This window comes from Nonomuraea typhae, assembly GCF_009760925.1.
GTDB lineage: Bacteria > Actinomycetota > Actinomycetes > Streptosporangiales > Streptosporangiaceae > Nonomuraea > Nonomuraea typhae.
In genome coordinates this window covers 57,723-82,186 of sequence record NZ_VRLV01000006.1, presented here as the reverse complement: position 1 = coordinate 82,186, position 24,464 = coordinate 57,723, and the positions used below count along the sequence as shown (strand labels likewise).

Genomic DNA, 24,464 nt, shown 5'->3' with positions numbered 1-24,464 from the left:
GGTTCATGATAGAAACTGTTCATTATCTGAACTACTTGGAGGTCTGCCATGATGGCATCCGTCGGCGGCTACGGCGGCGTCACCGCCGCGAAAGCCCTGGACGGCGTCGCCGAGGTCACCCTCGTCGAACCCCGCGACACCTTCGTCCACAACGTGGCCACCTTGCGCGCAGTCGTCGATCCGGCCTGGGCCGAGCGCCTGTTCATCCCCTACGAGAACCTGCTGACGCACGGCCGGGACCGGGCGGCCGGGCTGTCCGGCTCGACCGTCGAACCGGCCTCCGGCGCCCGCCTGGCGCAGCAGCACGCCGACCTGCTCGGAGCGGGGGCGGCCCGATGACCGCGCCCCTGTTCGGCTTCGGCCTCGACAGCAGCCTCGCCGGCGCCGCGACCATGCTGGAGCACGCGGCCCAGGCCGACCGGCAAGGACTCGACCTGGTCAGCCTCTCCGACCACCCGTACGTCGGCGACCGCCTCGACGCCTACGCCGCCGTCGGCATGATCCTCGGCCGGACGACCCGCCTGACGCCCTTCGTGAACGTCAGCAACCTGCCCACCCGCCCCGCCCCCATGCTGGCCAGGACCGTCACCAGCCTCTCCGCCCTCTCGGGTGGCCGTGTCGTGCTGGGCATCGGCGCCGGAGGCGCGTGGGAGGAGATCGTCAAGCTCGGGGTCGCGCCGCTCTCCCCGGCGGCAGCCGTACGGGCCATGGAGGAAGCGATCACGCTGATCCGCGCCATGTCCGGCGGCGGTGGCCCGCTGACCTTCGACGGCGAGTTCTCCCAGGTGCGGGGTGTGCTCCCCGCCCCCGTCCCGCCGCCGCGCATCTGGACGGGCTCCGTGGGCGAGAAGTCCCTGGCCGCCACCGGCCGGGCGGCGGACGGCTGGATCCCGGGCCACGCCGCCGACTGGCGCAGCGCCCGGGTGGCCAGATCGCGCCCCGTCATCGACGCCGCCGCCCTCTCCGCAGGCCGCGACCCCCGGGAGATCGCCACGATCTACAACCTTCCCGGCCGCATCTCCGCCCGCCCGCTGCCCGCCACCCGCGACAGCGCGGGCCGATGGCGGGGCGGCTCGGTCGCGCAGTGGGTGGAGGAGCTCACCTCCGCCGTCGTCGAGTACGGCGCGGCCGGGTTCACCTACTTCCCCGTCGCCGACGGCACCCCGGTCGAAAGCGCCCTCGCCACCTGGGCCACCGAGATCGCCCCGGCGGTCCGCGAGGCCACCGCGCCGGCACCGACCACCTGAACGGTGCCCGGGGCCGCCTACCTGAGCTTGGCCACGGCGTTCTTGAGCCGGACGAGATCCCGCTTGCGAGCCTCGTAGGTGGCCCCGATGACCAGCAGCAACAGACCGCCGACCGCGATCGGCGCCCACCGCGGCAGCCCGGAGACCAGCTCGGCCACCCAGGGCGCCAGCTCGCGGACGGCCACCACGCCCAGCGTCAGCGCGCCCAGCACCGCCGGCGCCTGCAGCCTGAACCGCGCCCCGGCCACCGTCGCCAGGAGCGCCGCCCCGCCCAGCAGCAGCGAGCGCAGGGCCGTCGGCTCGGCCAGCAGGCTCGGCCCGAACGTGAACACCAGCCCCGCCCCGTACGCCTTCCACGAGGACACCTGCCGCCCCCGCATCCAGCCGATCCCGAGCAGCACCAGCGAGAACGGCAGCGTGTATGCCTCGACGACCGTGACCTCCTCGGCCCACAACCGCAGCCAGGAGGCCACCAGCAGGAACCCGGTCCCGACGTACCCGGCCCCGGGGTTGCGCTTCCAGGCCGCCGCCGCCACGGCCACGACCCCCGCACCGGCCGCCACCAGGCTCGCCGTACGCAGTCCATGAGCCGCACCCACCGCGGCGACCTCCGCGGCCCCCAGCACCGTGGCCAGCACGACCCCGGTGACCCCGGCACGCCCCCACAGACTGGCCGCCGCGGCGACCGCCGCCAGGACCGGCACCGTCACCAGCGTCGCCGTCTGCGTGGCCGCGGCGACCGCGAGCGCCAGCACCCCCAGCCACACCGCCACGCCCACGGCCACATCCGCCGCCACCGCCCAGCGCCCCGCCCGAGCCCGCGCACCCGCGACCGCGGCCACCACAGTGGCGAGGACCAAAACCCCCACACCGATCTCGTACGGCATGCGGACCGCCACCGGCACGACCGCCGCCAGCACCCCCGCCACGACGACCAGCGCCACCGGCCGCGTGGCGGCCACCAGCACGCCACCCGCGACGACCAGCGCCAGCAGCGCCCACCACCGCGACGCGACCGGCGCCGGCGCGCCCGCCCAGGGGTCGAGGATCGGCGAGACGTTCAGGAGCCCGCGCACCACCAGGTCCGCCACCGGCAGCACGGCCAGCCCGGCCAGCACGATGGCCGCGACCCGCCCGAACCGCCGCCCGTCCCCCTGGGCCGGGTGGGCCTGCGCGCCGAGCAGGGCGAGAACCGCGGCCGCGGCGCACCCCAGCGCGCTCGCGTCGGCCATCGTGAACCCGAGCCCGCCGAACCCCGACCAGACCAGCCCGCCACCGCTCAACGCGGCCCCGGCCAGGGCGGCCGGGCGGCGGAACCAGACGGCCCAGGTCACGAACAGCACACCCAGCACCACGTAGGTGGCGGCCTGCGCGCCGAGCCCCCAGGCCAGCGCCTCGACCGCGGCCGTCCCCGCGGCCCACCCGGCGAGCGGGCGCCGGAGCGCGAGCACGCTGAGCGCGACCGCCGGCACGAGCGGGACCCCGACGAGCACCGGATACGGCAGCCCGAACGCCGCGGGCGCCGCCAGCAGGGCCACCAGCGCGAGCACGAGCCCACCCGGCCCCCAGGCGCCCCGCCACGTGGCGGGGGCGGGGATGCGCGTCGCCAACGACGTCCACCAGCGGCCCGCCGCCCAGCAGACCAGGGCCAGCACCGCGAACAGCACCACCGCCGGGCGCACCGGCCCGTGCACGGCCGGATCGGCCGGGTCCCCCGACCACACCTGCATGACGTTGCGGAACGGCCAGAACAGGCCGCTCGCCACGATGGGGACGAACGGCAGCGCCACCAGAACCGCCAGCGCCGCGCCCGCGATCACCCCGGCCTTCCTGAGCCCGGCCGGCAGCCGCAGCGCCACGGCCATGACGGCCACGGCCGCCAGCGGGTACGGCAGCGCCTGCCACGGGTTGTCCAGCAGCATCCGGACCGGCGAGCCCAGGGCGAAGGTCAGGGCGATCGCCGCGTACGCCACCGGGATCCCGTGCACCGCGGGTGCGACCCGGGTGCCCAGGTACAGTCCGGCGGCGGTCAGCACCACCAGAAGGCCGACCGGCGCCCACAGCATCTCGCCGACCACGGAGTCCGTGGCCGCGATGAGCAGCGCGGCGAACGCGGACACCCCGAGGCACAGGGCGGCCGTCACCCGGATGCCCATGCGCCGCGACCGCAGCCAGATGGCCACGTCGAGCAGCGCCGTGACGGTGAAGGCGGCCCCGATCTCGGCGGCGCTGTCCGGGAACCACATCACCAGCGGTGCCTGGGCGAGCACCACGGAGACGATCGGCGCCACCCGGAGCGGCAGCAGCCTGCCATACCCGGCGGCGCCCGCCGCCACCAGCGCGACCACCCCGGCCGCGTAGTCCACCCCCGACACCGCGGGCAGCAGCCCGACCCGGAACGCGGCGTACCCGTCCAGCACCATCAGCGCCAGCGCCAGCACCGAGACGGTCTCCGCGGTGGCGTTCAGCCCGCGGCGCAGCAGCAGCGCCGGTACGGCCAGCGCCACCCCGGTCACCACCGCCAGGATCGCGCCCCGCCCGGCGATGCCCAGGTGTCCCCAGCTGACCAGCGTGAACACGGCCGCCGCGACGGTCAGCAGAAGCCCGCCGAGGATCAGCAGCAGGTTCTGCGCCGTCCGCCGCGACACCTCAGCCGGAACACCCTGCGGACCACCGGAACCACCGGAACCACCGGGACCACCCGGCCTGGGCCGCCCGGCACCGCCCGGCCCGGCTACTCCACCCGGCACGCCCCCAGGCACGCCCGCGGGCACCCCTGCCGCGGCGGCCTGCCGTACCCGGTCGCGTTCCCCTCGCAGCACCCCGAGCAGGTGCCCCCGCCGGTCCGTGAGCTCGGCCTCCCGCGCCCGGAGCCCGGCCAGTTCCGAGTCCACCCGCCAGAGCTCGGCCGCCGCCGGCCCCCCGAGAGGCAGCGCGCACCGAGGACAACCCGGCACCGGCCCGGGAAGAGGCGCACCACAATCCGGGCACACCATCCCCATGCCGGGATATTTCCTACTTTCAGGATGCATGCACAGCATCATGCAGCCCAAGCACCCTCCGGCACGTGGGCAGAAGTACTCAGACCTACCTGGGCGGTCCTGCTCAGTTCACCGGCTGCGGCGCGCGATCACCGCGATCACCCCGGTGGCCCCCGCCGCGGCGGCCAGCCAGATCATGATGTCCGTCCCGGTCAGCCCCCGCGACGGACTGGCCGTGTCGGCGACGGCCGAAGCCGCGGGCGTCGGCTTGGCGGAGACGGACGGGGACGCGGCCGCCAGCGCCCGGGACGGCAACGGCACCCGGTACACCGGGCTCCGCGCCCCTTCCGAGCCGGTCAGCAGCGCCTTGCCGTCCGCGGTGTAGGCGATGGACTCGGCCTGCTCGAGCTGCGGCATCGTGACCTTGGCGAGCATCTCCCCGGAAGGCCGGTAGAGCGTGGCCGAGAAGTAGGTCCGCACGACGTACGACGACCCGTCTGGCGCATAAGCCGCGTCCGTGGCCATGAGCGGCGCGGCGGCGACCTTGCGCAGGATGTTGATCCGCCCGGTGCGCAGCTTCTCGGGAGCCGCGTACACGGATCCGGAGAACTCCTTGGACACCACGTACAACCGCCCGGTCCGGGGATGCACCATGATGCCCTCGGCGTTCCGCCCCCCGTCCGCGTACCGGAACCGGTACCGGACCGCAGGCACCGTGGCATCCCTCAACGACGAGGGCTCCATCACCTTGTACACGGAAATATCCGGCCAGGCCCCGTCCAGGTTGTCCCCGATGTCGGCGAACCACAACACCCCGCGCCCGGTGGCGGGATCCTTGCTCGCCGCCATGGCCTCCCAGTCCCGCGCCTGCGCCCCCGACACCCGGAACGTCGCCTTGGTACGGCCCTGCGCGTCCACGGCGAAGAACTCCGGCGCCGCGGAGCTGTCGTTGTGCGTGTAATAGATCCCCGGATGCGCGGGCGAGACCGCCAGCCCACTCGACTCGGTGATCCGCGGATCCCGGAAGCTGAACACCCGGGTCTCGTCGTCGGCCTGAGCCGCCCCCACGGGCAGCAAAAGAGCCAGCCCCAAGGCCAGCCCCACCGCAGTAATCGTCTTTTTCAGGACATCCCCCACCCTGCCATCATGCCCGTTCCGCGACCTCACCCACCTCCGCCGCCGACGGCACCCGGGCGCTGTGCCGGCGGAACCCCCAGCCCTGCAGCACGCAGAGCAGCAGGTTCACCGCCACCAGGGCCACCCACAACCCGGTGACCCCCCACGCCCGCGCCACCGGCACCGCGGCGACCACAAGCAAGCCGTACCCACCCGCGAAGTACCCCAACGTGGCCCCGGAGCGCTTGAGCGCCGACAGCCCGAACCCCTGAACGGCCTGCCCGGCATCGGCCATCGAGGCGAGCAGCATGAGCGGCACCAGCGCCAGGACCCGCGCACGCACCGCGGCGTCGGCGCTGAAGAGGGAGACCAGCGCGTCCCCGAACACCAGCAGCACCACCCCGCCCACGCTGGACACGCCCACGGCCAGCACGGCCGCGTCCCGGTTGACGCGCCGCGCCGCGGCGGCCGTGCCGGCCCGCGCGATCTCCGGCACCGATGCCTGCGCCACGGCCAGGGAGGCGATGAAGGTGAACCCGGTGAGCGTCCCGAGAAGAGAGTGCGCCGCCGCGTCGGTCACCGTCGTCAGCGTCGCGGCGAACGTCACCACGCCCAGCCCGCCGAACTTCAGCAGCACCGTCCCGGCCAGCGGCAGGCTGACCCGGCCCAGCCGGAAGATCTCGCGCCACCGCGGCCGCCCCCGCCCCACAGCCCGCCCGAGCGCCCGGCGCAGGCACACGTGGGACACCACGACCCCCGCCACCCCGGCGCCGAGCCAGGCCACCCCCATGCCGTCGAGCCCCCACAGCGGCACCAGCACCAGCGTGAGCCCGATCAGCACCCCGGTGTGCGCCAAGCTGGACCACAGCACCTGCCGGGACCGCCCGAGCGCGACCAGCACCGTGCCGGCCCCGCCGTTCGCGGCCAGCACGAGCACGTCGAGGGCCAGCAGGTACGGCAGCAGCCCCAGCTCGGCCACGACCTCCGCGGCCACCCCGGTGACGGAGGCCAGCAACGGAACCCCGAGCACGGCCAGCGCGCCCAGCGCGCCCACCACGAGGCTGAGCCACCGCGCATCCCGCAGGACGGGCACGGCCCGCGCCGGCGCGTCCTTGTGCGGCGCCACGAACGGCATCAGCCCGCGCAACGCCCCCGCGACCGCCGCACTGGCCGGGTTCATCACCGCCGTCACCACCGCGAAGGCGGCCAGCGTCACGGCCGCGTGCCGGCCCAGCACGCCGGCGACCACCAGCGACCCGGCCATGCCGGACACCATGGAAAGGAACAAAGGCAGAGCAACCCTCAGCAAGGCCAGCACAACGGAAGACCCTAGCCTGGAGTGCACTCCAGGTACCTAGGCTGGCCACATGCAGTATGTGAACCTGGGACGCAGCGGCCTCAAGGTCAGTCCACTCTGCCTCGGCACCATGAACTTCGGCCCGTTCACCAGCGAAGAGGACTCCTTCGCGATCATGGACAGGGCCCTGGACGTGGGCGTCAACTTCTTCGACTCCGCCAACGTGTACGGCCGGCACCTCGGCCGGGGCGCGACCGAGACCATCGTCGGGAAGTGGTTCGCCCAGGGCGGCGGGCGCAGGGAGAAGACGGTCCTGGCGACCAAGCTCTACGGCGACATGACCGACTGGCCCAACGACGGCAAGCTGTCGGCGCTGAACATCAGAAGGGCCTGCGACGCCTCGCTGAAGCGCCTGCAGACCGACTACATCGACCTCTACCAGGCCCACCACGTGGACCGGAACACCCCGTACGAGGAGTTCTGGGAGGCGATGGACGCCCTGCGCCAGCAAGGCAAGATCGTCTACGTCGGCACGTCCAACTTCGCCGGCTGGCACCTGGCCAAGGCGCAGGAGGAGGCCAGGCGGCGCGGCTCGCTGGGCGTCGTCAGCGAGCAGAGCCACTACAACCTGCTCACGCGCGCGGTCGAGCTGGAGGTGCTTCCGGCGGCCGAGGACTACGGCATCGGCGTCATCCCGTGGAGCCCTCTGGCCGGCGGCCTGCTCGGCGGCGTGCTGCGCAAGCTGGACAAGGGCCGCTCGGCCTCGGAGATGATGCTCAACGAGCTGGCCAAGCACCGCGACAAGATCGAGGCGTACGAGAAGTTCTGCGACGAGCTCGGCCTCGACCCGGCCCACGTGGCGCTGGCCTGGCTGCTCGAGCAGCGCGCGGTCGTCGCGCCGATCATCGGGCCGCGCACGATGGAGCAGTTCACGGGCAGCCTGCCCGCGCTCGAGATCACGCTGGACGAGCCGGCGCTGGCCAGGCTGGACGAGATCTTCCCCGGGCACCGCACGGCGCCTGAGGACTACGCCTGGTAGCTCAGGTGAGGAAGGCGCCCACGACGACGATCACCAGCAGGAGGGCGAGCACGACGGGAAGCAGCCAGAAACGGGGACGGTCCACGATTGTGCAGCCTAACCCCGCGGCGGCGGTGCCAGCGCCCACTCTCCCAGTGACGCGTACCTCACCCGGGCGCCCGGCGTCGAGCTGACCAGCCGGACGCGCTCTGCCCGCCACGGCGCCCCGGTGAAGCCGGCCAGCGACTCCACCAGCGAGGTCAGGTCCTGGTCGTGCTTGGCGCGGGCGAGCGTGAGGTGCGGGTGGAAGCGTTTCTCGTCGGTCTCGGTGGCTCCCGCCCGGCGGGCGCCGGCCCGGACCGACTCGGCCAGCCGGGTCATCGGGTCGCCCGTCAGGCCCGCCCAGAACACCCTGGCCCGCCGTACCGAGGAGAAGGCGCCGAAGTGGTCGAAGGCCAGGGCGGGAGCGGGGTGCCGGGCGGCGGTGCGGGCCAGCCGTACCTCCAGCTCGGGCAGGACGCGCTCGGGCACCTCGCCGAAGAAGGCAAGCGTGATGTGCCAGGTGGCGCGGTCGGGCCAGCGCAGGCCCGGCACCTGCCCGACGTGGGGGGCGATCGCCGCCTCGATCTCGTCGAGGATCTCGTCGGGCGGCACCAGGGCCGCGAACAACCTCATGCGGGCATCATGCCGTGGCCAGGGCCACCCTGCGGCGTGCGCCGATCATCCGCGTCATCAGAAGGGCCAGGCCGGTGCCAGCCAGGACCAGCACACCCGAGAGCATGACTCCGACCCTCGGGCCGCCGAGCTCCGACAGCAGTCCGACCAGCGGCGCCCCCAGCGGCGCCCCGCCGGTGAACACGAGCAGGTAGATGCCCATGACCCGGCCGCGCATCTCGGGCGAGGTGGCGAGCTGGACGCTGGCGTTGGCCGCGGTGTTGACCGTGATCAGCGCGATGCCGGCCGGGACCAGCAGCGCCAGGTACACCGGGTAGACGGGCGCCAGGCCGACGGCGACCAGGAACGACCCGAAGCCGAGCGCGCCGGTGAGCAGCACCTTCTTGGAGGGCGTGGTGCGCCGGGCGGCCATCAGCCCGCCGCCGAGCGCGCCGAGCGCGAACATGCTCGAGGCCAGCCCGAACGAGGACGCGCCCGCGCTGAACACCTCGCGGGCCATCAGCGCGATCGACATCGAGAACGCCTGCGCGAACATCGAGACGAAGCCGATCAGCAGGATCGGCATGAGCAGTTCCTGCTTGCTCAGCACGTAGCGCAGGCCCTCGCGCAGCTGGCCCTTCGCCCTCGGGACCGGCTCGGCCAGGTTCAGCTCGTGCTTGCGCATGAAGACCAGGCTGGAGATCACCGCGGCGAACGTCAGCGCGTTCAGCAGGAAGATCGGTCCGGTGCCGCCCAGCACGAAGATCAGCACACCGGCGACGGCCGGGCCGACCACGCGGGCCAGGTTGAAGATGGAGGCGTTGAGCGCGATGGCGTTGGCCAGGTCCTTGCGGCCGACCATCTCCACCACGAACGTCTGCCGGGTCGGGATCTCGACGCAGGAGATCAGGCCGAGGGTGAGGGCCATCACGTAGACGTGCCATTCCTGGGCCGTTCCGGTGATGGTCAGCAGGCCGAGCGCCAGCGCCAGCACCGCCATCATCGACTGCGCGACGATCAGGATGGGCCGCTTCGGGTAGCGGTCGGCGAGCACGCCGCCGAAGAGGCCGAACAGCAGCATCGGGAGAAACTGCAGCGCGGTGGCCGTGCCGAGGGCCGTCGCGCTGCCGTGGGTCAGGTCGAGGATCAGCCAGTCCTGGGCGGTGCGCTGCATCCAGCCGCCGACGTTGGAGACGGCGCTGCCCGAGGCGAACAGGCGGTAGTTGTGGTTCTTGAGCGACCGGAACATTCCGGTCTTACGTTGGTCCTCTAGATCTTGCTGAGCTTCTCCAGAATCGGGGCCGCCTGCCGGAGGACCGCCCGCTCCTCGGGTGTCAGTTCCTTCAACCGCTGCGTCAGCCATGCCTCTTTGCGCTTGCGCTCCTCCTTGAGGAGTTTCAGCGCCGGCTCGGTCACGCTCACGGTCACTTGCCGCCGGTCTGTCGGGTGCGGCGTACGCGCGACCAACCCTCGCTCCTCGAGCGCGGCGATCACGCGGGTCATCGAGGGTGGTTGCACCTTCTCGAGCTCGGCCAATTCGCCGGGGGTTATCCCGGAATGCCGTTCCACCGCGGCGAGCGTCGCGAACTGCGTGGGTGTCAGCGAGTGCGCCGCCGCCTGTCGTCGTAGCCGCCTGGTCAGCCGCGCCAGCGACACGCGCAGGGCCGATGCCAGGCCCGCGTCGCTGCGCAGGTCCTTCTTTTGGGTGTTCGTTAGCATGGGTCATTACCTTTGCTAACTATCTGGCTACCCATGGCATTCCCTTCCGGCTGAAATGTCTCACCCATTGATACAGCCAGGAAGCCCAGGACGCGAAAGGGCGGCGATCCGGGGTGGCTCACCCCTCCAGAGGCCACGCCGGATCGCCGCCGATGACACATCAACGCCCCTGCGCGGAGCGGAGGTCACGCCCAAAGCGTGCCGGTACGGCCGGCGTCCCGGCTATCGGTAGCCCCTACGGATTTCCACCCCGAACCCCGGCCCGGCATACGTATTGCGCCGAACAGCATAACCAACCGTTACCTTGTGAATACGATCCGAACATGACACTAGGCACGTTCCGCAGGCGGCCCGGCGAGCTCCCCCGAGACGTGACCACCTTCATCGGCCGGCACAGGGAGCAGGCCGAGCTCGCCGCCCTGCTCACCGGCGAGCGCCTGGTCACGGTGACCGGACCGGGCGGCGTCGGCAAGACGCGCCTGTCGCTGCGCGTGGCCGACGGCATCAAGGCGCACTTCGGCGACGGCATCTGCCTCATCGAACTGTCCGCGCTCCGCGACCCGGAACTCCTGCCCCACACCGCGTGCACCGCGCTCGGCCTGCCGGAGAAGGCCGGCCAGACCCAGCTCGACACGCTCCTGGACCACCTCCAGGAACGCGACATCCTGCTCATCCTGGACACCTGCGAGCACCTGATCGACGCCTGCGCCGGGCTGGCCGACATCCTCATGCGCGAGACGCCCCGGGTCCGCGTCCTGGCCACCAGCCGCCAACCGCTCGACGTGCCCGGTGAGCATACGTATATGATCGCGCCCCTCCCCGTCCCGGACTCCGTGGCCGACGTCACCGACAGCGGCGACGCGATCGAGCTGTTCGCGCTGCGCGCCGCCACCGTCGTGCCGGGCTTCCGGCTCACCGAGGCCAATGCCGGCCAGGTCGTCGCGCTCTGCCGCCGCCTCGACGGCATGCCGCTGGCGATCGAGCTGGCCACCGTGCGGCTGCGTGCCGTACCCCTGGAGCAGCTCATCGAACGCCTGGAGGACCGCTTCCGGCTGCTGACGGGCGGCCGGCGTACGGCGCTGCCACGGCACCAGACGCTGCGCACCACCATCGACTGGAGCCACGAGCTGTGCACCCCCGAGGAACGCCTGCTCTGGGCGAGGCTGTCGGTGTTCGCCGGATCCTTCGACCTCGACGCCGCAGAAGAGGTGTGCGCCGACGGCGAGCTGCCCGCCGAGACCGTCATGGAGACGCTGATCGGCCTGGTCGACAAGTCGCTCGTGCTGCGCGCCGACGAGCCCGGCGCCCGCTACCGGCAGCTCGACACCATCCGCGAGTACGGCGCCGACCAGCTCGCCCGCAGCGGCGAGCAGGAGGCCGTGCGCGGCCGGCAGATCGCCCGCTTCCAGCGCCTGGCCACCTACTTCGACGAGCACTTCATCGACGACGACCAGCTCGAGCGCTACCGGGCGCTGCGGCGCGAGCACGCCAACCTGCGCGCGGCCATGGAGCACGCCATGCTCCTGCCCGACCCGACCGTGGCCGCCGACCTGATCAACGCGTTGTGGGGCTACTGGCAGATCTCCTGCCTCTACACCGAGAGCCGCTACTGGCTGGGCCAGGTGCTGCGCCGCTGCGCCGCGCCCTCGCGGCAGCGGGCCAGGGCGCTCGGCATCCGCGCCTACCTCATCGCCTTCCAGGGCGACCTGGACACCGCCCTGGCCGACTGCGCCGAGGCGCTGCCCATGGCGGAGGCGCTGGGCGAGCGCCTGCTGGCCGGGCGCATCCTGCTCTACCGGCACCTGGCGCTCTGCTTCGCCGGACGGCTGGGCGAGGCCGCGGCCACCGCCGAGGACGCGCTGGCGATCATGGAGGAGGTCGGCGACCGGATCGGGCTGGTCGCGCTCGACGCCCAGGACGGCTACCGCCACCACCTGGCCGGTGAGCCCGAGGACGCCAGGCGGCTCTGTGAGCACGGGCTGGGCCGGCTCGGCCCCGGCACCGGCGAGCAGTGGCTGCGCGGATACCTGTACTACATCACCAGCGCCGCCCTGTTCGGCAAGGGCGACCACAAGGGGTGCGAGGCGGCCGGCCGTACCGCCATCGGCATCAAGACGGAGCTGGGCGACATGATCGGCACGGCCTACTGCCTGGAGACGCACGGCTGGCTGGCCGCGGCCCGCGGCCGGGCCGAGCGCGCGGCGTGGCTGCTCGGCGCCGCCGACCGGCTGTGGCGGGTGACCGGGCTGCGGCTGAGCGGGACCGTGGTGATGGAGGAGTTCCACCAGAAGGCCAGGACCGCCGCGCTGGCCGAGATCGGCGAGCGCCTGTTCGCCGAACTGGCCGAGCACGGCGCCCGCACGCCGCTGGAGACGGTCGTCGCCGCCACGCTCGACGACGCCGACAAGCTGCCCGGCGCCCTGGAGATGCTCACCCGCAGGGAACGCGAGGTGGCCGGGCTGGTGCGTGACGGGCTGTCCAACCGGGAGATCGCCGAGCGGCTGCACATCTCCAAACGGACCGCCGACACGCACCTGGAGCACATCCTGGCCAAGCTCGGCCTGACCTCCCGGTCGAAGGTGGCCGAGCTGGTCGCCGGCGTCACAACCCGATCAGGTCCCTGATCGGGCCGAGCGCGAAGTAGACGACGAACAGGACGGCGACGCCCCACATGAGCGGGTGCACCTCGCGGCCCTTGCCCTTGACCGCCTTGATCAGCACGTAGCTGACGAACCCGGCGCCGATGCCGTTGGAGACCGAGTAGGTGAACGGCATGAGGACGATCGTGAGGAAGGCGGGGATCGCGAGCTCGTAGTCGCCGAAGTCGATGTCCTTGATCGCGCCCATCATGAGGAAGCCCACGATCACCAGCGCCGGCGCCGCCGCCTCGTACGGCACCACCTTGACCAGCGGCGCAAGGAAGATCGCGACCAGGAAGAGCGCGCCGGTGACCACGCTGGCCAGGCCGGTGCGGGCGCCCTCGGCCACGCCCGAGGCCGACTCGACGTAGGTGGTGTTGGAGGAGACGGATCCGGCGCCGCCGGCCGCCGCGCCGATCGAGTCGACCAGCAGGATGCGCCTGGTCCCGGGCAGTTGCCCGTCGGAGTCGAGCAGGTCCGCCTGACGGCCGACGCCGACGATCGTGCCCATCGTGTCGAAGAAGTCGGTCACCAGCAGGGTGAAGACGAGCAGGACGGCCAGCAGGATCGAGACCCGGGTGAAGCCGCCGATCGGGTCGAACTCCGTGAACAGCACCAGCGGGTTCGTGATCCCGAACATGTCGGCGGTGATGTGCGGGACGTTCAGCTGCCAGCCGCCGGGGTTGTCCTTGGAGAAGCCGCCCGGGTGGAAGAGCTGCTCGATGACCATCGCCAGGACGGTCGTGCTGACGATGCCGATGAGGATCGCGCCCTTGACCTTGCGCGCCACGAGCACCGCGGTCGTCAGCAGGCCGACGATGAACACGAGGACCGGCCAGGAGGTCAGCTCCCCGGCGATGCCCAGGGTCAGCGGCGGCACCGCGTTCCCGCGCACGAACCCGGAGTCCACGAAGCCGATGAGCGCGATGAACAGGCCGATGCCGACGCTGATCGCGGTCTTCAACTGGGTCGGGATGGCGTTGAACACCGCCACCCTGAACCCGGTCAGCACCAGGATGCCGATGATCACGCCCTCGACGAAGACCAGGCCCATCGCCTCCTCCCAGCTCATCTGGGTGGCGATGCCGAAGGTGACGAAGGCGTTGAGGCCGAGCCCTGCGGCCATGGCGAACGGCACCTTGGCGACGACGCCCATGAGGATGGTGAGGATTCCGGCGACCAGCGCGGTGCCGGCCGCCACCAGCGCGATGTTCGGGGCGGCGCCGTCGCCGATGAACTGGCCCTCGACGTCCGGTTTGTTGCCGATGATGAACGGGTTGAGTACCACGATGTAGGCCATCGTGAAGAAGGTGGCGAGGCCGCCGCGGACCTCACGGGAGATCGTTGAACCACGTGCGGTGATGCTGAAGAAACGGTCAAGAGTGCTGTTCACGCGCGAAGGGTGACAGCCGTCGCAGCGCATGAGAAGCGTAGGTGATCGTATCGAGACGGTATTGGAAGCTACCCTGGACCTTGTGAAACGCGAATGGCACCCTGACCCGGAACCGATCAAGACCAACGATCCGGCCGCCATCGCCGTGGGCACCGCGCTGTGGGCGCTCGCGCTCGTTGTTCTCCTGATCTTCAGGCCCGCCCCCGAGAACACCTGGTGGATCTGGACCTGCGTGACCGGCGTCGGCTTCGGGCTGTTCGGCATCTGGTTTGTCAGACGCCGCCGGTGACATTACTCATCTCCAACTCCCGACATATCCCACTACATGGGCAAACCCGGTCTTGGCCATGCTGGGAACCATGAAAAAGACCGTGACCACGGCCCTTCTGCTCACGACGGCCCTGACCGCGTGTAGCACCGCCGCCCAGCCCAAGCCCACCCCCGCCGCGCAGAAGACCGCCGCGACCGGCACCGTGGCCTGGGCCCCTTGCACCGGCCTGACCGGCCCCGACGGCAATCCCCTGAACGACCCCACCCTGGAGTGCGGCAAGCTCCCCGTGCCCCTCGACTACGGCAAGCCGGACGGCGAGAAGCTCGACCTGGCCCTCATCCGGGTCAAGGCCACCGGCAAGGAGCGCCTCGGCTCGCTCGTCTTCAACTTCGGCGGCCCCGGCGGCTCGGGCGTCAGCACCCTCCCCCTGGTCACCAAGGGCTTCGCCGGCGTCAACGAGCGCTACGACCTGGTCAGCTTCGACCCGCGCGGCGTCGACCGCAGCGCCGGCGTCACCTGCGGGGAGGACATGGACAAGCTCCTGTCCGCCGACCTGGCCGACAGGGACAACGAGAGCCTCATCAAGGAGTTCGCCGCCGCCTGCGGCAAGAGCAACGCCAAGATCCTGCCCCACGTCGGCACCATGAACGCCGCCGAGGACATGGAGCGCATCCGCCAGGCCGTCGGCGACGACAAGCTCAACTACCTCGGCATGTCGTACGGCACGCACCTGGGCGGCGTCTACGCCACCAAGTACCCCAAGAACGTCGGCCGCTTCGTCCTCGACGCCGGCTACGACCCGACCGTCACGTTCAAGGAGCGGGCCGTCATCCAGGCCAAGGGCTTCATGCTGGCCTTCCGCAACTTCGCCAAGGACTGCATCGCCCAGGGCTGCGAGCTCGGCGACACCCCGGAAGCGGTGTCCGCCACGGTCAACGGCCTCTTCGACACCCTCAAGGACAAGCCGGTCAAGGTCGGCGACCGCGAACTCACCGCCGGGCTGGCCAAGACCGGCGTCATGGCCTCCCTCTACTCCAAGCTCGCCTGGCCGGTGCTGGAGAAGAGCGTCGCCGCCGCCAAGAAGGGCAACGGCGAGGCGCTGCTGTCCATGGCCGACTCCTACACCGGCCGCAAGCCCGACGGCAGCTACTCCACCATCATGACCAGCGTCCAGGCGATCGCCTGCGTGGACAGCGCGGAACGCCCCACAGACGCCGAACTCGCCGAGGTCGAGAAGGCCACCGGGGCGATCAACCCGATGATGAAGTCCGGCGGCCTCGGCATGCTGTGCCGCCACTGGCCGGCCCAGGGCACCGACGACGCCAAGCGCGTCGACGCCACCGGCTCGGCCCCGATCGTCGTCGTGGGCACCAAGGGCGACCCGGCCACGCCGTACGAGTGGGCGGAGAAGCTCACCGAGCAGCTCAAGACCGGCGTGCTGTTCACCTACGAGGGCGAAGGCCACGGCGCCTACCTCAGCGGCAGCCCCTGCGTCGCCAAGGCCCTCGACACCTACCTGCTCGACGGCACCCTTCCCAAGACCGGCAGCACCTGCCCCGCCGTCTGACCGTCACCCGCGGACCGCACCTCCGCCAGGACTCCCCTGCCGCCCCACCGGTAGGCGAGTCCGCCTGCGTCTACAGGAGACCCGACACCTCCAAGCGCACCGTCACCACATCCCCCACGTCGAGCGCCTCGGCCTTCCGCACCGCCGCCTTGACCGGCACGATGTAGCGCCCGTCCTTGGGGAACATCGACGTCCTCCACCGGGTCTCCCGGATCCACGCGGTGACCGGAATCATCCCCCAGCCATAGCTCACCCCGCCGGCGACCGCCTCCAGGTCACGGCACTCCTCCTCGGGAACCGTGACGAAGTGCCACGGCGCCGGGCCCCGCCAGAACCACATCTCGCCGCTGAACTCCAGTTTCATGGCCACAGGATAGAAGGCTCCGCACCTCAAGCGCCCGGCTGGCGTAGTCCCGCGACCAGGAGTGCGATCAGCTTGCGCGGGTCGTAGCCGGGGTCGCTGTCCGCGCCGATGCAGAGATTCCCGATGCCGCGCATGAGCTCGTACGCCTCCAGGCCGGCGTGGATCTCGCCGGCGGCCGCCGCGGCCTGGAGCAGGTGGGCGCACACGGGCACGAGGCGGTCCACGAAGTAGGCGTGCAGGGCGTCGAACTGGGCGTTGTCCGACCTCAGCGCGGCGGCGAGCCCGTGCTTGGTGACCAGGAAATCCACGAAGAGGCCGATCCACTGCTCCAGTGCCGCGTACGGCGTCGCGGTGGTCGCCAGCAGAGCCGGACCGGCCTCGGCGCAGGCTTCGACCTGGTGCCGGTACACGGCGATGATGAGATCCGCCCGCGTCGGGAAGTGGCGGTAGATCGTGGCGGTCCCCACGCCGGCCTGGGCCGCGATGTCGCGGATCGGCGCTTCCACGCCCGAGACGACGAAGACCGCGGCGGCCGCGTCGAGCAGGGTCTCCTGGTTACGGCGGGCGTCGGCGCGCTTGGGCCGGCCCGCGGGTTCCGCACCCGGATCGCTGTCGTTCACCGCGACGTCCCCTCCGATGTTGCTAAACGGGACAACGTCCCATATCGTCAAACGGGACAGCGTCCCGCTTGTCCATGGTGCCAGATCACCCGGCCGACCACCAGGCCGCGCCGTACCGCCATGCCCTCGCCCGCTCCACCGGCGGATCCGAACAAAGGTGCATCCATGTCCGACTCAAACCTCGCCGCCACGCAGAAGAGCCCGATGGTGGTGTCCGCGCAACCAGTCGTCCTGCCCGCAGCAGGCAGAGGGCAGGATCTGCAGGTCCGCGTCGCCGCACCGGCGACCGGCGGCGACCTGCCCGTCATCGTGTTCTCGCACGGCTTCGGCTGGTCGATGAACGGCTACGCCCCGCTGGCCGACTACTGGGCCGCCCACGGCTTCGCCGTCCTGCAACCCACCCACCTCGACTCCCGCACGCTCGCCCTGCCCGCCGACGACCCCCGCACCCCGCGGATCTGGCGCATCCGCATCGACGACCTCACCCGCGTCCTGGACGAACTCGACACCCTGGAAGCCGCCGTGCCCGGTCTGGCCGGGCGCCTGGACCGCGACCGCATCACGGTGGCCGGCCACTCCTGGGGAGCCCAGACGGCCAGCACGCTGCTGGGCGCACGCGTCCTGGACGCCGACGGCCTTCCCGGCGAGGACATGTCCGACCCCCGCGTCAAGGCGGGGGTACTGCTCGCGCTGACCGGCCTGGGCGACGACCTGACCCCGTTCGCCGCCGAACACTTCCCGTTCATGAAGCCGTCCTTCGCCACCATGACCACCCCGGCCCTCATCGTCGCCGGGGACAACGACCGGTCGCACCTGTCCACCCGCGGACCGGACTGGTTCACCGACCCCTTCACGTACAGCCCGGCGGACAAGAGCCTGCTCACGCTGTCCGGGGCGGAACACTCGCTCGGCGGGATTGCCGGCTACGAGGTCGCCGAGACGACCGACGAGAATCCCGCCCGCGTCGCGCTGATCCAGCGCCTCACCTCCGCCTTCCTGCGCAGCGCCGTCCATCCCGACGACACGAGCTGGAAGGAGGCGGCCGCCGCGCTGGCGGAAGACCCCGAACCGCTGGGCACGTTGGCGAGCAAGTAGGACGTGTTTCAGCGGTCCTTGAGACAATCGACGGCAGATCTTGTTCCGTTCACGTGCAGGAGTTGTCGGTGGATGTTCGCCGTGTCGTACCCAACCTCCAGTCGCAGGCCGCTGAAGAGAACCGGGAGTTCTACGGGCTCCTGGGGTTCGAGGAGGTGATGAACCACGGCTGGATCATGACGCTGGCATCCCGATCGGCGCCGGAAGCGCAGATCAGCTTCATGACCCGCGACAAGACCGCGCCGGTCGCACCCGATCTGAGTATCGAGGTCGACGACGTGGACGCGGCCTACGCGGCGGTACGGCAGAGCGGAGCGGAGATCGTGCACCCCCTGCAGGACGAGGAGTGGGGAGTACGCCGATTCTTCGTCCGGGACCCGAACGGCCGGGTCGTCAACGTGCTGGGGCACCGCTAGGCCCGGCGCCTTTCAGGACAGGTCGGCCTCGGCCAGCAGGAGGGGGACGGCCGCCGGGTCGCGGAGCAGGGCGGCCACCGCCAGGCGGTCGGACCACTGGCCGACGGCCCAGGCCAGGCCCCTGGCCAGGCCGTCCACGCCGGTGCAGTGGATGGCGCCGTCGAAGTAACGCCACGCGCACGGGACCCCGTCCACCAGGAGCTCGTCGTGCTCCACGTACGTCCCGGGCGCGGTCGGCAGCAGGGAGCGTACTTCGGCGGGCACGGTCCTCGTCTCCCCCTGGGAGGTGACCTCGCCGGTGACCAGTTCGCCGGCCAGCGGCAGGTCGAGCAGTTCCGACAGCGACTCGGCCAGGTCGTAGGAGGCCAGCACCAGAGGGCGGGACGTCACCAGCTGCAGCAGGTCGGGCGCCTCCACCACGACGACGTCGTCGGCCGGGGCGACCACGATGTCGCCGCCCAGGACGGCGCGTACCCGGGACGGCGGCGCCACCCGCGACGGCTCGATGCCGGCCAGCGCGATCCACAGGGCCCGCAGCTGAGCCCGATCGACGTCGATGGCGGCGTCGGCCATGAGGTCGAGGAGTTCTTCCGGGCCGCCGTGGGAGGCGAGGAGGTCGGCCAGCGTCGTGCGGACCCCGAGCATGGACAGCGCGCTTTCGTCCAGGCCGGGCGGCGCGTCGGCGTAGAGGCCCTGCAGCAGCGGGTCGGCCCCGGGCAGGCGGAGTTCGCGCGGGCGGCGGCCGTCCAGCACGGGGTGACCGGCCAGCCACCACGCGGTGTATGAGGGGACCTCCACGCCGTCCACCCGCAGCGGGTGGAGGGCGGCCCGGAGCGGCGGCCGGGTCAGCAGGGGCAGCGCCGCGGGCCAGTCGGCCACGAGCTCCAGGTCGCGGATGGCGGTGAACTCGGCCACCACGGGCGGCACCTCGAGGTCGGGCAGGAGGTCGTGGACGTGGTCGAGCCAGTCCTCTTCGCCGTCGAGGTCGTGATCGCACTCGTCGTGGTCCAGGAGCACGTCGGAGTCGTTGACCACGGCGAACCCGTCCAGCACGCCGGCGGCCGCCAGCACGCGTGAGCCGTACTCGGTGACGAGCGCGTCGGCGACCAGCGGCCCCTCCTCCAGCAGCCCGGCCAGCACGCCTCCGGGCAGCAGCAGCTCACCGGCGGCGTACAGCTCGCCGTCGGCCCCGCGCAGCGCCAGCTCGGCCAGCCACGGGAGCTCGCCGGGGGCGAGGCCGGCGGCGTCCACCAGTGACAGGACGGCGCGGGCCACCGGCTCGGGGTCGGGGCTGTCGAGCGACTCCGAGATGGCGGTGCGGGTCAGGGTGTCTTCGAGGACGGTGCGCGGGGTGGCCTCGGCGGCGCCTAGGCGCAGCAGCAGGGGGTGGGCGGCGTCGGGGTGGACGATGCGCAGGCCCAGGGCTTCGAGGTCGAGCGCGGCCCCGGTCAGCACGAGGGTCCCGCGCGGGCCGCGGACCAGCCGTCCGTCGGCCAGCGGCACCGGCAGCGCCCCCAGCGACTCGGGGTCGTCGTAGGGCAGCACGTCGTACACCGAACGCCACCAGGCCGGATCCCGCCCCTCGACGCCTTCTCCGGACAGCAGGTCGACCACGTCGGCCAGCTCGACCCTGCGCACCCCCAGCGAGGCCAGGGCGGGGTGGCGGGCCGGCCACCCGGCTGGCAGCAGGCCGGGGACGAAGGCGGCGATCGCCTCCAGCAGCTCACCGGCGCCCGCGACCACCGCCGCCTCGCGGCCGGCGATCACCCAGCCGTCGGGCCCCTTTTCGGAGGCGGGGTGCTCCACGTGCCATTGGGCGTCGGGCTCGTAGACGGCGGCCTCGCTGAAGGAGGCGGTCTCCACGGCGGGCGCGGGCGCGGACAGGGCGGGCAGCAGCGGCGTGCCCGGCAGGCGTCGCAGGATCGCCCGGCGGATGCGGGCGTCGAGCTCGCCTTTGCCCATGAGCGCGGGCACCAGGTCGAGCAGCCGGGGCGTGCGCGGCAGATCCTTCAGCAGGCGCAGGTAAGCCTCGGCGGCCTTGTCGACCAGGAAGTCGGTCAGCGGGCCCTTGGCGACGTGCCGCCGGTCGGTGGCCATCGGGAAGGAGGCGATGAGCAGCGCGGGCAGGTCGAGCGCCTCGTCGCTGGGCGTGGGCGCGTGCACCACCGCGGGCACGCTCGCCGGCAGCGGGCCGGCCTCGCCGGAGGTCATGTGCACGGCCCAGCGCACCGACCAGTAGGGCCGGGCGCGCTCCTCGGTGGGCCGGTCGGCGAACAACTCGGCGACCTGCTCGGCGGTGAACTCGCCCGAGTCGGCCACCAGTCGCCAGCCGTCGCCGGTCACCCGGCGCAGCTCGCCGTCGGTCTCGATCTCGATGGCGGTCAGGGCGGGCAGGCCGAGCGGGAGCGCCGGGCTGGTCTCGGCCAGCATGCGCCGGACCGCCTCGACCGCCGTCTTGTCGCGCAGCGGCAGCCGTACCACGGTGTCGAACCCGTCGGGCACGGACAGCGGCTCGGTCTCGAACGGCAGGCGCAGCAGCGGGACGTGGCCGGAGCGCCCGGCCAGCTCGGGGGCCAGGCCGGGGACGGAGGCGACCAGCGCGGCGGTCTCCTCGCGGGACCAGCGCACCGCGGCGGACCCTCGGGAGCCGATCGCGGGCTCGTCGGTGACGGAGACCACGGCGGCGAAGCCGACGCCGAAGCGGCCGGCGGCGCCCGCCTCGTCACGTTTGCCGGAGACGCGCAGTGTGGACAGCCCTTCGACGCCGGTGGCGTCGAGCGGGGCGCCGGTGTTGGCCGCGGTGAGGACGTCGCCGTCGAGCCGTAGCCGCAGCACCCCGGGGACGCCGCCGCGCATGGCCGCGTCGGCGGCGTTCTGCGCGAGCTCCACGATGAGCCGGTCGCGATAGCCGCCGAGGGCGAAGTCCTCTTCGGCGTTGGCGTCCTCACGGAAGCGGGCGGGCGAGGCCGTCCAGGCCGTGAGGACTGCGGCGCGCATCCGGTCGGTGCCGAAGCTGTCCACGATCCTCCAATGCGGTGCGGGTAGGGGGTTCCGAGCGCAGGAGCTCGCCAGGAGAGCGGGCGCAGCGACGCCGACGAGTGGCGAAGCGGGCGCGACCATAGACACAGCAATCTAGCGGCCCGCACCGACACCTGGAGTCAGGAGTGGCCGAGCTCCTCGGAGGCTGATTCGTCCACCGATCCGGCCTCGTCGTCGATCAGGTCGAAACCCATGTCGTCGAGGATGGGCGAGGAGGGTTCGACGGTCGGCGGCATGACGGCGGCCTCGGAGTGGGCGCCGCAGCCGTGGTCGGCGGAGACCACCTTGCCGTCGTCGGGCGCGTACTCGTTGGCGCACACGCCGAACTCCTGCCGCATCACCCCGGAAAGCGGCAGATAGAAGCCGCACGTGGAGCACTGGGCGGGCGCGGCGTGGGCGATCGGGGTGTGCGGCCCGCGTTCGCCGGAGTGCCAGCGCCTGGCGGCGCGGTCTCTGCCGATGGCCGAGAGGACGCGGGCGCGGCCGAGGCCGTACTCGAAGAGCATCTGGCGGTCGCTGTCGTCGCCGGAGTCGGTGAAGCCGGGTTCGAGGCGGTCGTCGTCGTCGGCCGTGGGCAGCAGGTCGCCCACGCCGAGGTCGCCGGGGCGCAGCCGTTCGCTCCACGGCAGCCACGCGGGGGCCATCAGGGCGCCGGAGCCGGGCAGCAGCACGGCCTCGCTGACCGTGACGGCCTTGGCCCGGGAGGCGCGGGCGACGGTGACGGCCCAGCGCCAGCCGCGGTAGGCGCGGTCCTGGCAGGCGAAGTAGTGGGTGACGACCCGGTCGCCCTCGCTTTCGTAGCCGAGGTGGTCGCCGGGCTCGCCGGGCCGGGCGAGCTCGAGCGCGGCGGTGCGCGCCAGGTCGACCGCGGCGACACAGGCCTGGTCGGGCGGGGCCACGCGAGTCCTGGTGCGCGTCATCGGACCGCCTCCGCCGAAAGGTGCTGTTCGCTCACACTTCATTCTCACCCATGGCCGGACCTGACAATGCCCTCCCGGAGAATCCGGGTCCGAGAGTGACCACAAATCGGGTAAGACTGGTAGCTGTGGCGGAAGGCTGGGATAAGGCGCGCGACATCGCGCGGCGTGTCGGGAGAGGGGCGGCCCAGGCGGGCCGCGCATCCTGGCGCGCCGGCCGCGCCACGGCCACGGGCACCTGGCGGGCCGGTCGCGCGACGGCGTCCGGCACCAAGCGGGCCGGCCTCGCCACGGCCAGGGGCGCGCACAAGGTCGGCCAGGCCACGCGGCGCCTCACGCACGCCAACGGCGCCGGCCGTACCGGCCTGGGCCGCCTGATCGAGCTGGCCATCGGCAACAGCGCGGCCGACGCGATGGTGACGGTGGCGCTGGCGAGCACGGTCTTCTTCGGCGTCCCGGTCGGCGAGGCGCGCGGCTCGGTGGCGCTCTACCTCGTGATCACGATGATCCCGTTCGCGCTCGTGGCGCCGTTCGTGGGCCCGATCCTGGACAAGTTCCGCTCGGGGCGGCGTTACGTCATGGCCGGGACGTTGTTCGGCCGGGGGCTGCTCTGCTTCGCGATGGCCGCCGCGGTGGGGCCGGGCGACCTGCCGACGTTGTTCGCGGGCGCGCTGGGCGTGCTGGTGTTGTCGAAGGCGTTCAACGTCTCCCGCGCGGCGATCATGCCGAGCGTGCTGCCCGCCGACATCACGCTGGTCTCCGCCAATGCCAGGGTGGCGTTGTTCTCGCTGGTGACGGCGGGCGTGGCCGTACCCGTCGCGGCGGGGCTGACGGCGTGGCTGGGCAGCGCGGCGATGCTGCGCATCGCGATGGTGGCCTTCCTGCTGATCGGCGTCTTCGCGGTACGGCTGCCGCGGCACGTCGACTCGCCGGAGCTGGAGGAGGAGCCGCCCTCGGGAGGCCGGGCCGAGCGCTGGCGGAGCCTGCTCAACGTGGGCCCGGCGGTGACCGAGGCGATGCTGGCCAACGTGGGCGGGCGGCTGTTCTCCGGCTTCCTGCTGTTCTTCATGCTCTTCCTGGTCCAGGACCTGGGGGCGCCCTGGCTGGCCGACAAGAACACCTTCTTCGACGTGCCGAGGACGATCGGGGTGCTGGCGCTGGCCGCCGGTCTGGGCGGCCTGATCGGCGCCGCCGTGGCCAACTGGGCGCGCAACCACTCGCCGCAGCTGATCGTGCTGCTCACACTGGGCCTGACCACCGCGACGGCGGTGGCCACCGCGATCTTCTTCAATCTGTGGACGGTGGTGGCGGTCGCGCTCGTCACCGCCTTCTCCCAGGAGCTCGGCAAGCTGGCGCTCGACGCGATCGTGCAGCGCGAGATCGGCGAGGAGGTGCGCTCGTCCACGTTCGGCGTGGTCGAGGCGCTGCTGCAGCTGGCGTGGGTGTTCGGCGGGCTGGTCGGCCTGGTGCTCTCGCTGACCGGGAACGGCCCGCCCGGCTTCATCACGCTGTCGGTGGTGTTGTTCGCCTGGCTGATCTGGCTGCTGATCCGGCGCAGGAAGCGCATCAAGGCGGTCAACGCCCAGGTGCGGGAACAACAGGACAAGCCCACGCCGGAACCCGGGCCCGAGCAGGCGTGGGCACAGGAAGAGCTGCCCGCGCCCGATCAGGTGGACAGGACCAAACCCCTCACCAACCCGTACGGCTAGGCGTCGAGGTCGTCGGCTACCGCCCGCAGCACCTGGGCGATCTTCTTGGCGTGCGCGGCGTCGGGGTGCTTGCCGCGCTGGAAGGACGTGGAGACATCGTCGAGCAGCTTGATGAGGTCTTCGACGATGACGACCATCTCGTCGGGCTTCTTCCGCTTTCCCTTGGGTTTGACCTTGGCCAGGGTCGGCGGCTGGTCGAGGATCCGCACTGACAGGGCCTGCTGGCCCCGCCGGCCCTCGGCCACTCCGAACTCGACCTTCTGGCCGGGCTTCAGGGGTGCCGCACCAGTGGGGAGCGCGGAGGAATGCACGAACACCTCACCGCCGTCGTCGCGGGTGAGGAAGCCGAAACCCTTGTCGGCGTCGTACCACTTGACCTTGCCACTCGGCACAGGAGGGACC

21 protein-coding genes are annotated in these 24,464 nt (G+C 72.1%); 9 read left to right on the top strand and 12 right to left on the bottom strand.

Going from position 1 to position 24,464, the window contains the following annotated elements:
• Positions 1 to 48 precede the first annotated feature (48 nt).
• Positions 49 to 339, top strand: a complete 291-nt coding sequence (locus tag FVE25_RS54405) for a hypothetical protein (RefSeq protein WP_219825612.1) — start codon at positions 49 to 51, stop codon at positions 337 to 339.
• The gene (locus FVE25_RS23145) at positions 336 to 1,247 is read left to right on the top strand and encodes an LLM class flavin-dependent oxidoreductase (protein WP_157249141.1); all 912 of its coding nucleotides are present in this window, start codon (positions 336 to 338) and stop codon (positions 1,245 to 1,247) included. Before FVE25_RS54405 ends, FVE25_RS23145 begins: the two co-directional genes overlap by 4 nt.
• Positions 1,248 to 1,264: 17 nt before the next feature.
• On the opposite strand, the gene FVE25_RS23140 is transcribed toward FVE25_RS23145, so the two are convergent.
• The 3 genes from FVE25_RS23140 to FVE25_RS23130 form a co-directional block, all read right to left on the bottom strand.
• On the bottom strand, positions 1,265 to 4,141 hold the full coding sequence (locus FVE25_RS23140; RefSeq protein WP_157249140.1) for an SCO7613 C-terminal domain-containing membrane protein: 2,877 nt from the start codon (positions 4,139 to 4,141) through the stop codon (positions 1,265 to 1,267).
• A 216-nt stretch (positions 4,142 to 4,357) separates the two neighbouring features.
• Positions 4,358 to 5,332: a hypothetical protein gene (locus tag FVE25_RS23135; RefSeq protein WP_246267329.1), complete on the bottom strand. Its 975-nt coding sequence runs from the start codon at positions 5,330 to 5,332 to the stop codon at positions 4,358 to 4,360.
• Positions 5,333 to 5,372: 40 nt separating this feature from the next.
• The gene (locus FVE25_RS23130) at positions 5,373 to 6,608 is read right to left on the bottom strand and encodes a polysaccharide biosynthesis C-terminal domain-containing protein (RefSeq protein ID WP_157249138.1); all 1,236 of its coding nucleotides are present in this window, start codon (positions 6,606 to 6,608) and stop codon (positions 5,373 to 5,375) included.
• Between the two features lie 103 nt (positions 6,609 to 6,711).
• On the opposite strand from FVE25_RS23130, the gene FVE25_RS23125 reads away from it, so the two are divergent.
• The gene (locus FVE25_RS23125; RefSeq protein WP_157249137.1) at positions 6,712 to 7,680 is read left to right on the top strand and encodes an aldo/keto reductase; all 969 of its coding nucleotides are present in this window, start codon (positions 6,712 to 6,714) and stop codon (positions 7,678 to 7,680) included.
• A 96-nt stretch (positions 7,681 to 7,776) separates the two neighbouring features.
• Here FVE25_RS23125 and thpR read toward each other — a convergent pair whose 3' ends face one another.
• The 3 genes from thpR to FVE25_RS23110 are packed head-to-tail and all read right to left on the bottom strand — an operon-like array spanning position 7,777 to position 10,032.
• Positions 7,777 to 8,334, bottom strand: a complete 558-nt coding sequence (gene thpR / locus FVE25_RS23120) for an RNA 2',3'-cyclic phosphodiesterase (RefSeq protein WP_157249136.1) — start codon at positions 8,332 to 8,334, stop codon at positions 7,777 to 7,779.
• A 7-nt stretch (positions 8,335 to 8,341) separates the two neighbouring features.
• Positions 8,342 to 9,562: an MFS transporter gene (locus tag FVE25_RS23115; protein ID WP_157249135.1), complete on the bottom strand. Its 1,221-nt coding sequence runs from the start codon at positions 9,560 to 9,562 to the stop codon at positions 8,342 to 8,344.
• 20 nt (positions 9,563 to 9,582) lie between these two features.
• Entirely contained in the window at positions 9,583 to 10,032 is a 450-nt protein-coding gene (locus FVE25_RS23110) for a MarR family winged helix-turn-helix transcriptional regulator (RefSeq protein WP_157249134.1), read from the bottom strand.
• 323 nt (positions 10,033 to 10,355) lie between these two features.
• On the opposite strand from FVE25_RS23110, the gene FVE25_RS23105 reads away from it, so the two are divergent.
• A complete protein-coding gene (locus tag FVE25_RS23105; protein ID WP_157249133.1) occupies positions 10,356 to 12,656 on the top strand; it encodes a helix-turn-helix transcriptional regulator in 2,301 nt (766 codons plus the stop codon).
• On the opposite strand, the gene FVE25_RS23100 is transcribed toward FVE25_RS23105, so the two are convergent.
• Complete coding sequence (locus tag FVE25_RS23100; protein ID WP_157249132.1) at positions 12,634 to 14,094, bottom strand: NCS2 family permease; 1,461 nt, start codon at positions 14,092 to 14,094, stop codon at positions 12,634 to 12,636. The genes FVE25_RS23105 and FVE25_RS23100 overlap by 23 nt on opposite strands.
• Before the next feature lie 52 nt (positions 14,095 to 14,146).
• On the opposite strand from FVE25_RS23100, the gene FVE25_RS23095 reads away from it, so the two are divergent.
• On the top strand, positions 14,147 to 14,353 hold the full coding sequence (locus tag FVE25_RS23095) for a DUF2530 domain-containing protein (protein WP_246267327.1): 207 nt from the start codon (positions 14,147 to 14,149) through the stop codon (positions 14,351 to 14,353).
• Between the two features lie 70 nt (positions 14,354 to 14,423).
• Positions 14,424 to 15,902 (top strand): alpha/beta hydrolase, encoded by a 1,479-nt coding sequence (locus FVE25_RS23090; RefSeq protein WP_157249130.1) that lies wholly within the window; start codon positions 14,424 to 14,426, stop codon positions 15,900 to 15,902.
• A 70-nt stretch (positions 15,903 to 15,972) separates the two neighbouring features.
• Here FVE25_RS23090 and FVE25_RS23085 read toward each other — a convergent pair whose 3' ends face one another.
• Both FVE25_RS23085 and FVE25_RS23080 read right to left on the bottom strand, forming a co-directional pair.
• Entirely contained in the window at positions 15,973 to 16,266 is a 294-nt protein-coding gene (locus tag FVE25_RS23085) for a DUF1905 domain-containing protein (protein WP_157249129.1), read from the bottom strand.
• Between the two features lie 26 nt (positions 16,267 to 16,292).
• Positions 16,293 to 16,886, bottom strand: a complete 594-nt coding sequence (locus FVE25_RS23080; protein ID WP_157249128.1) for a TetR/AcrR family transcriptional regulator — start codon at positions 16,884 to 16,886, stop codon at positions 16,293 to 16,295.
• A 165-nt stretch (positions 16,887 to 17,051) separates the two neighbouring features.
• Here FVE25_RS23080 and FVE25_RS23075 point away from each other — a divergent pair, with 165 nt between their 5' ends.
• The gene (locus tag FVE25_RS23075) at positions 17,052 to 17,981 is read left to right on the top strand and encodes an alpha/beta hydrolase family protein (RefSeq protein WP_157249127.1); all 930 of its coding nucleotides are present in this window, start codon (positions 17,052 to 17,054) and stop codon (positions 17,979 to 17,981) included.
• A gap of 68 nt (positions 17,982 to 18,049) precedes the next feature.
• Entirely contained in the window at positions 18,050 to 18,397 is a 348-nt protein-coding gene (locus tag FVE25_RS23070; protein WP_157249126.1) for a VOC family protein, read from the top strand.
• A 12-nt stretch (positions 18,398 to 18,409) separates the two neighbouring features.
• Here FVE25_RS23070 and FVE25_RS23065 read toward each other — a convergent pair whose 3' ends face one another.
• Together FVE25_RS23065 and FVE25_RS23060 are read right to left on the bottom strand one after the other, a co-directional pair.
• The gene (locus FVE25_RS23065) at positions 18,410 to 21,421 is read right to left on the bottom strand and encodes a sacsin N-terminal ATP-binding-like domain-containing protein (RefSeq protein WP_181019712.1); all 3,012 of its coding nucleotides are present in this window, start codon (positions 21,419 to 21,421) and stop codon (positions 18,410 to 18,412) included.
• Positions 21,422 to 21,555: 134 nt separating this feature from the next.
• A complete protein-coding gene (locus FVE25_RS23060; RefSeq protein ID WP_157249124.1) occupies positions 21,556 to 22,356 on the bottom strand; it encodes a DUF3027 domain-containing protein in 801 nt (266 codons plus the stop codon).
• Between the two features lie 125 nt (positions 22,357 to 22,481).
• On the opposite strand from FVE25_RS23060, the gene FVE25_RS23055 reads away from it, so the two are divergent.
• The gene (locus FVE25_RS23055; protein WP_157249123.1) at positions 22,482 to 24,062 is read left to right on the top strand and encodes an MFS transporter; all 1,581 of its coding nucleotides are present in this window, start codon (positions 22,482 to 22,484) and stop codon (positions 24,060 to 24,062) included.
• Here the strand turns inward: FVE25_RS23055 and FVE25_RS23050 are convergent.
• A complete protein-coding gene (locus FVE25_RS23050; protein WP_157249122.1) occupies positions 24,059 to 24,454 on the bottom strand; it encodes a cold-shock protein in 396 nt (131 codons plus the stop codon). The two genes, FVE25_RS23055 and FVE25_RS23050, sit on opposite strands and share 4 nt — an antisense overlap.
• Positions 24,455 to 24,464: the final 10 nt, after the last annotated feature.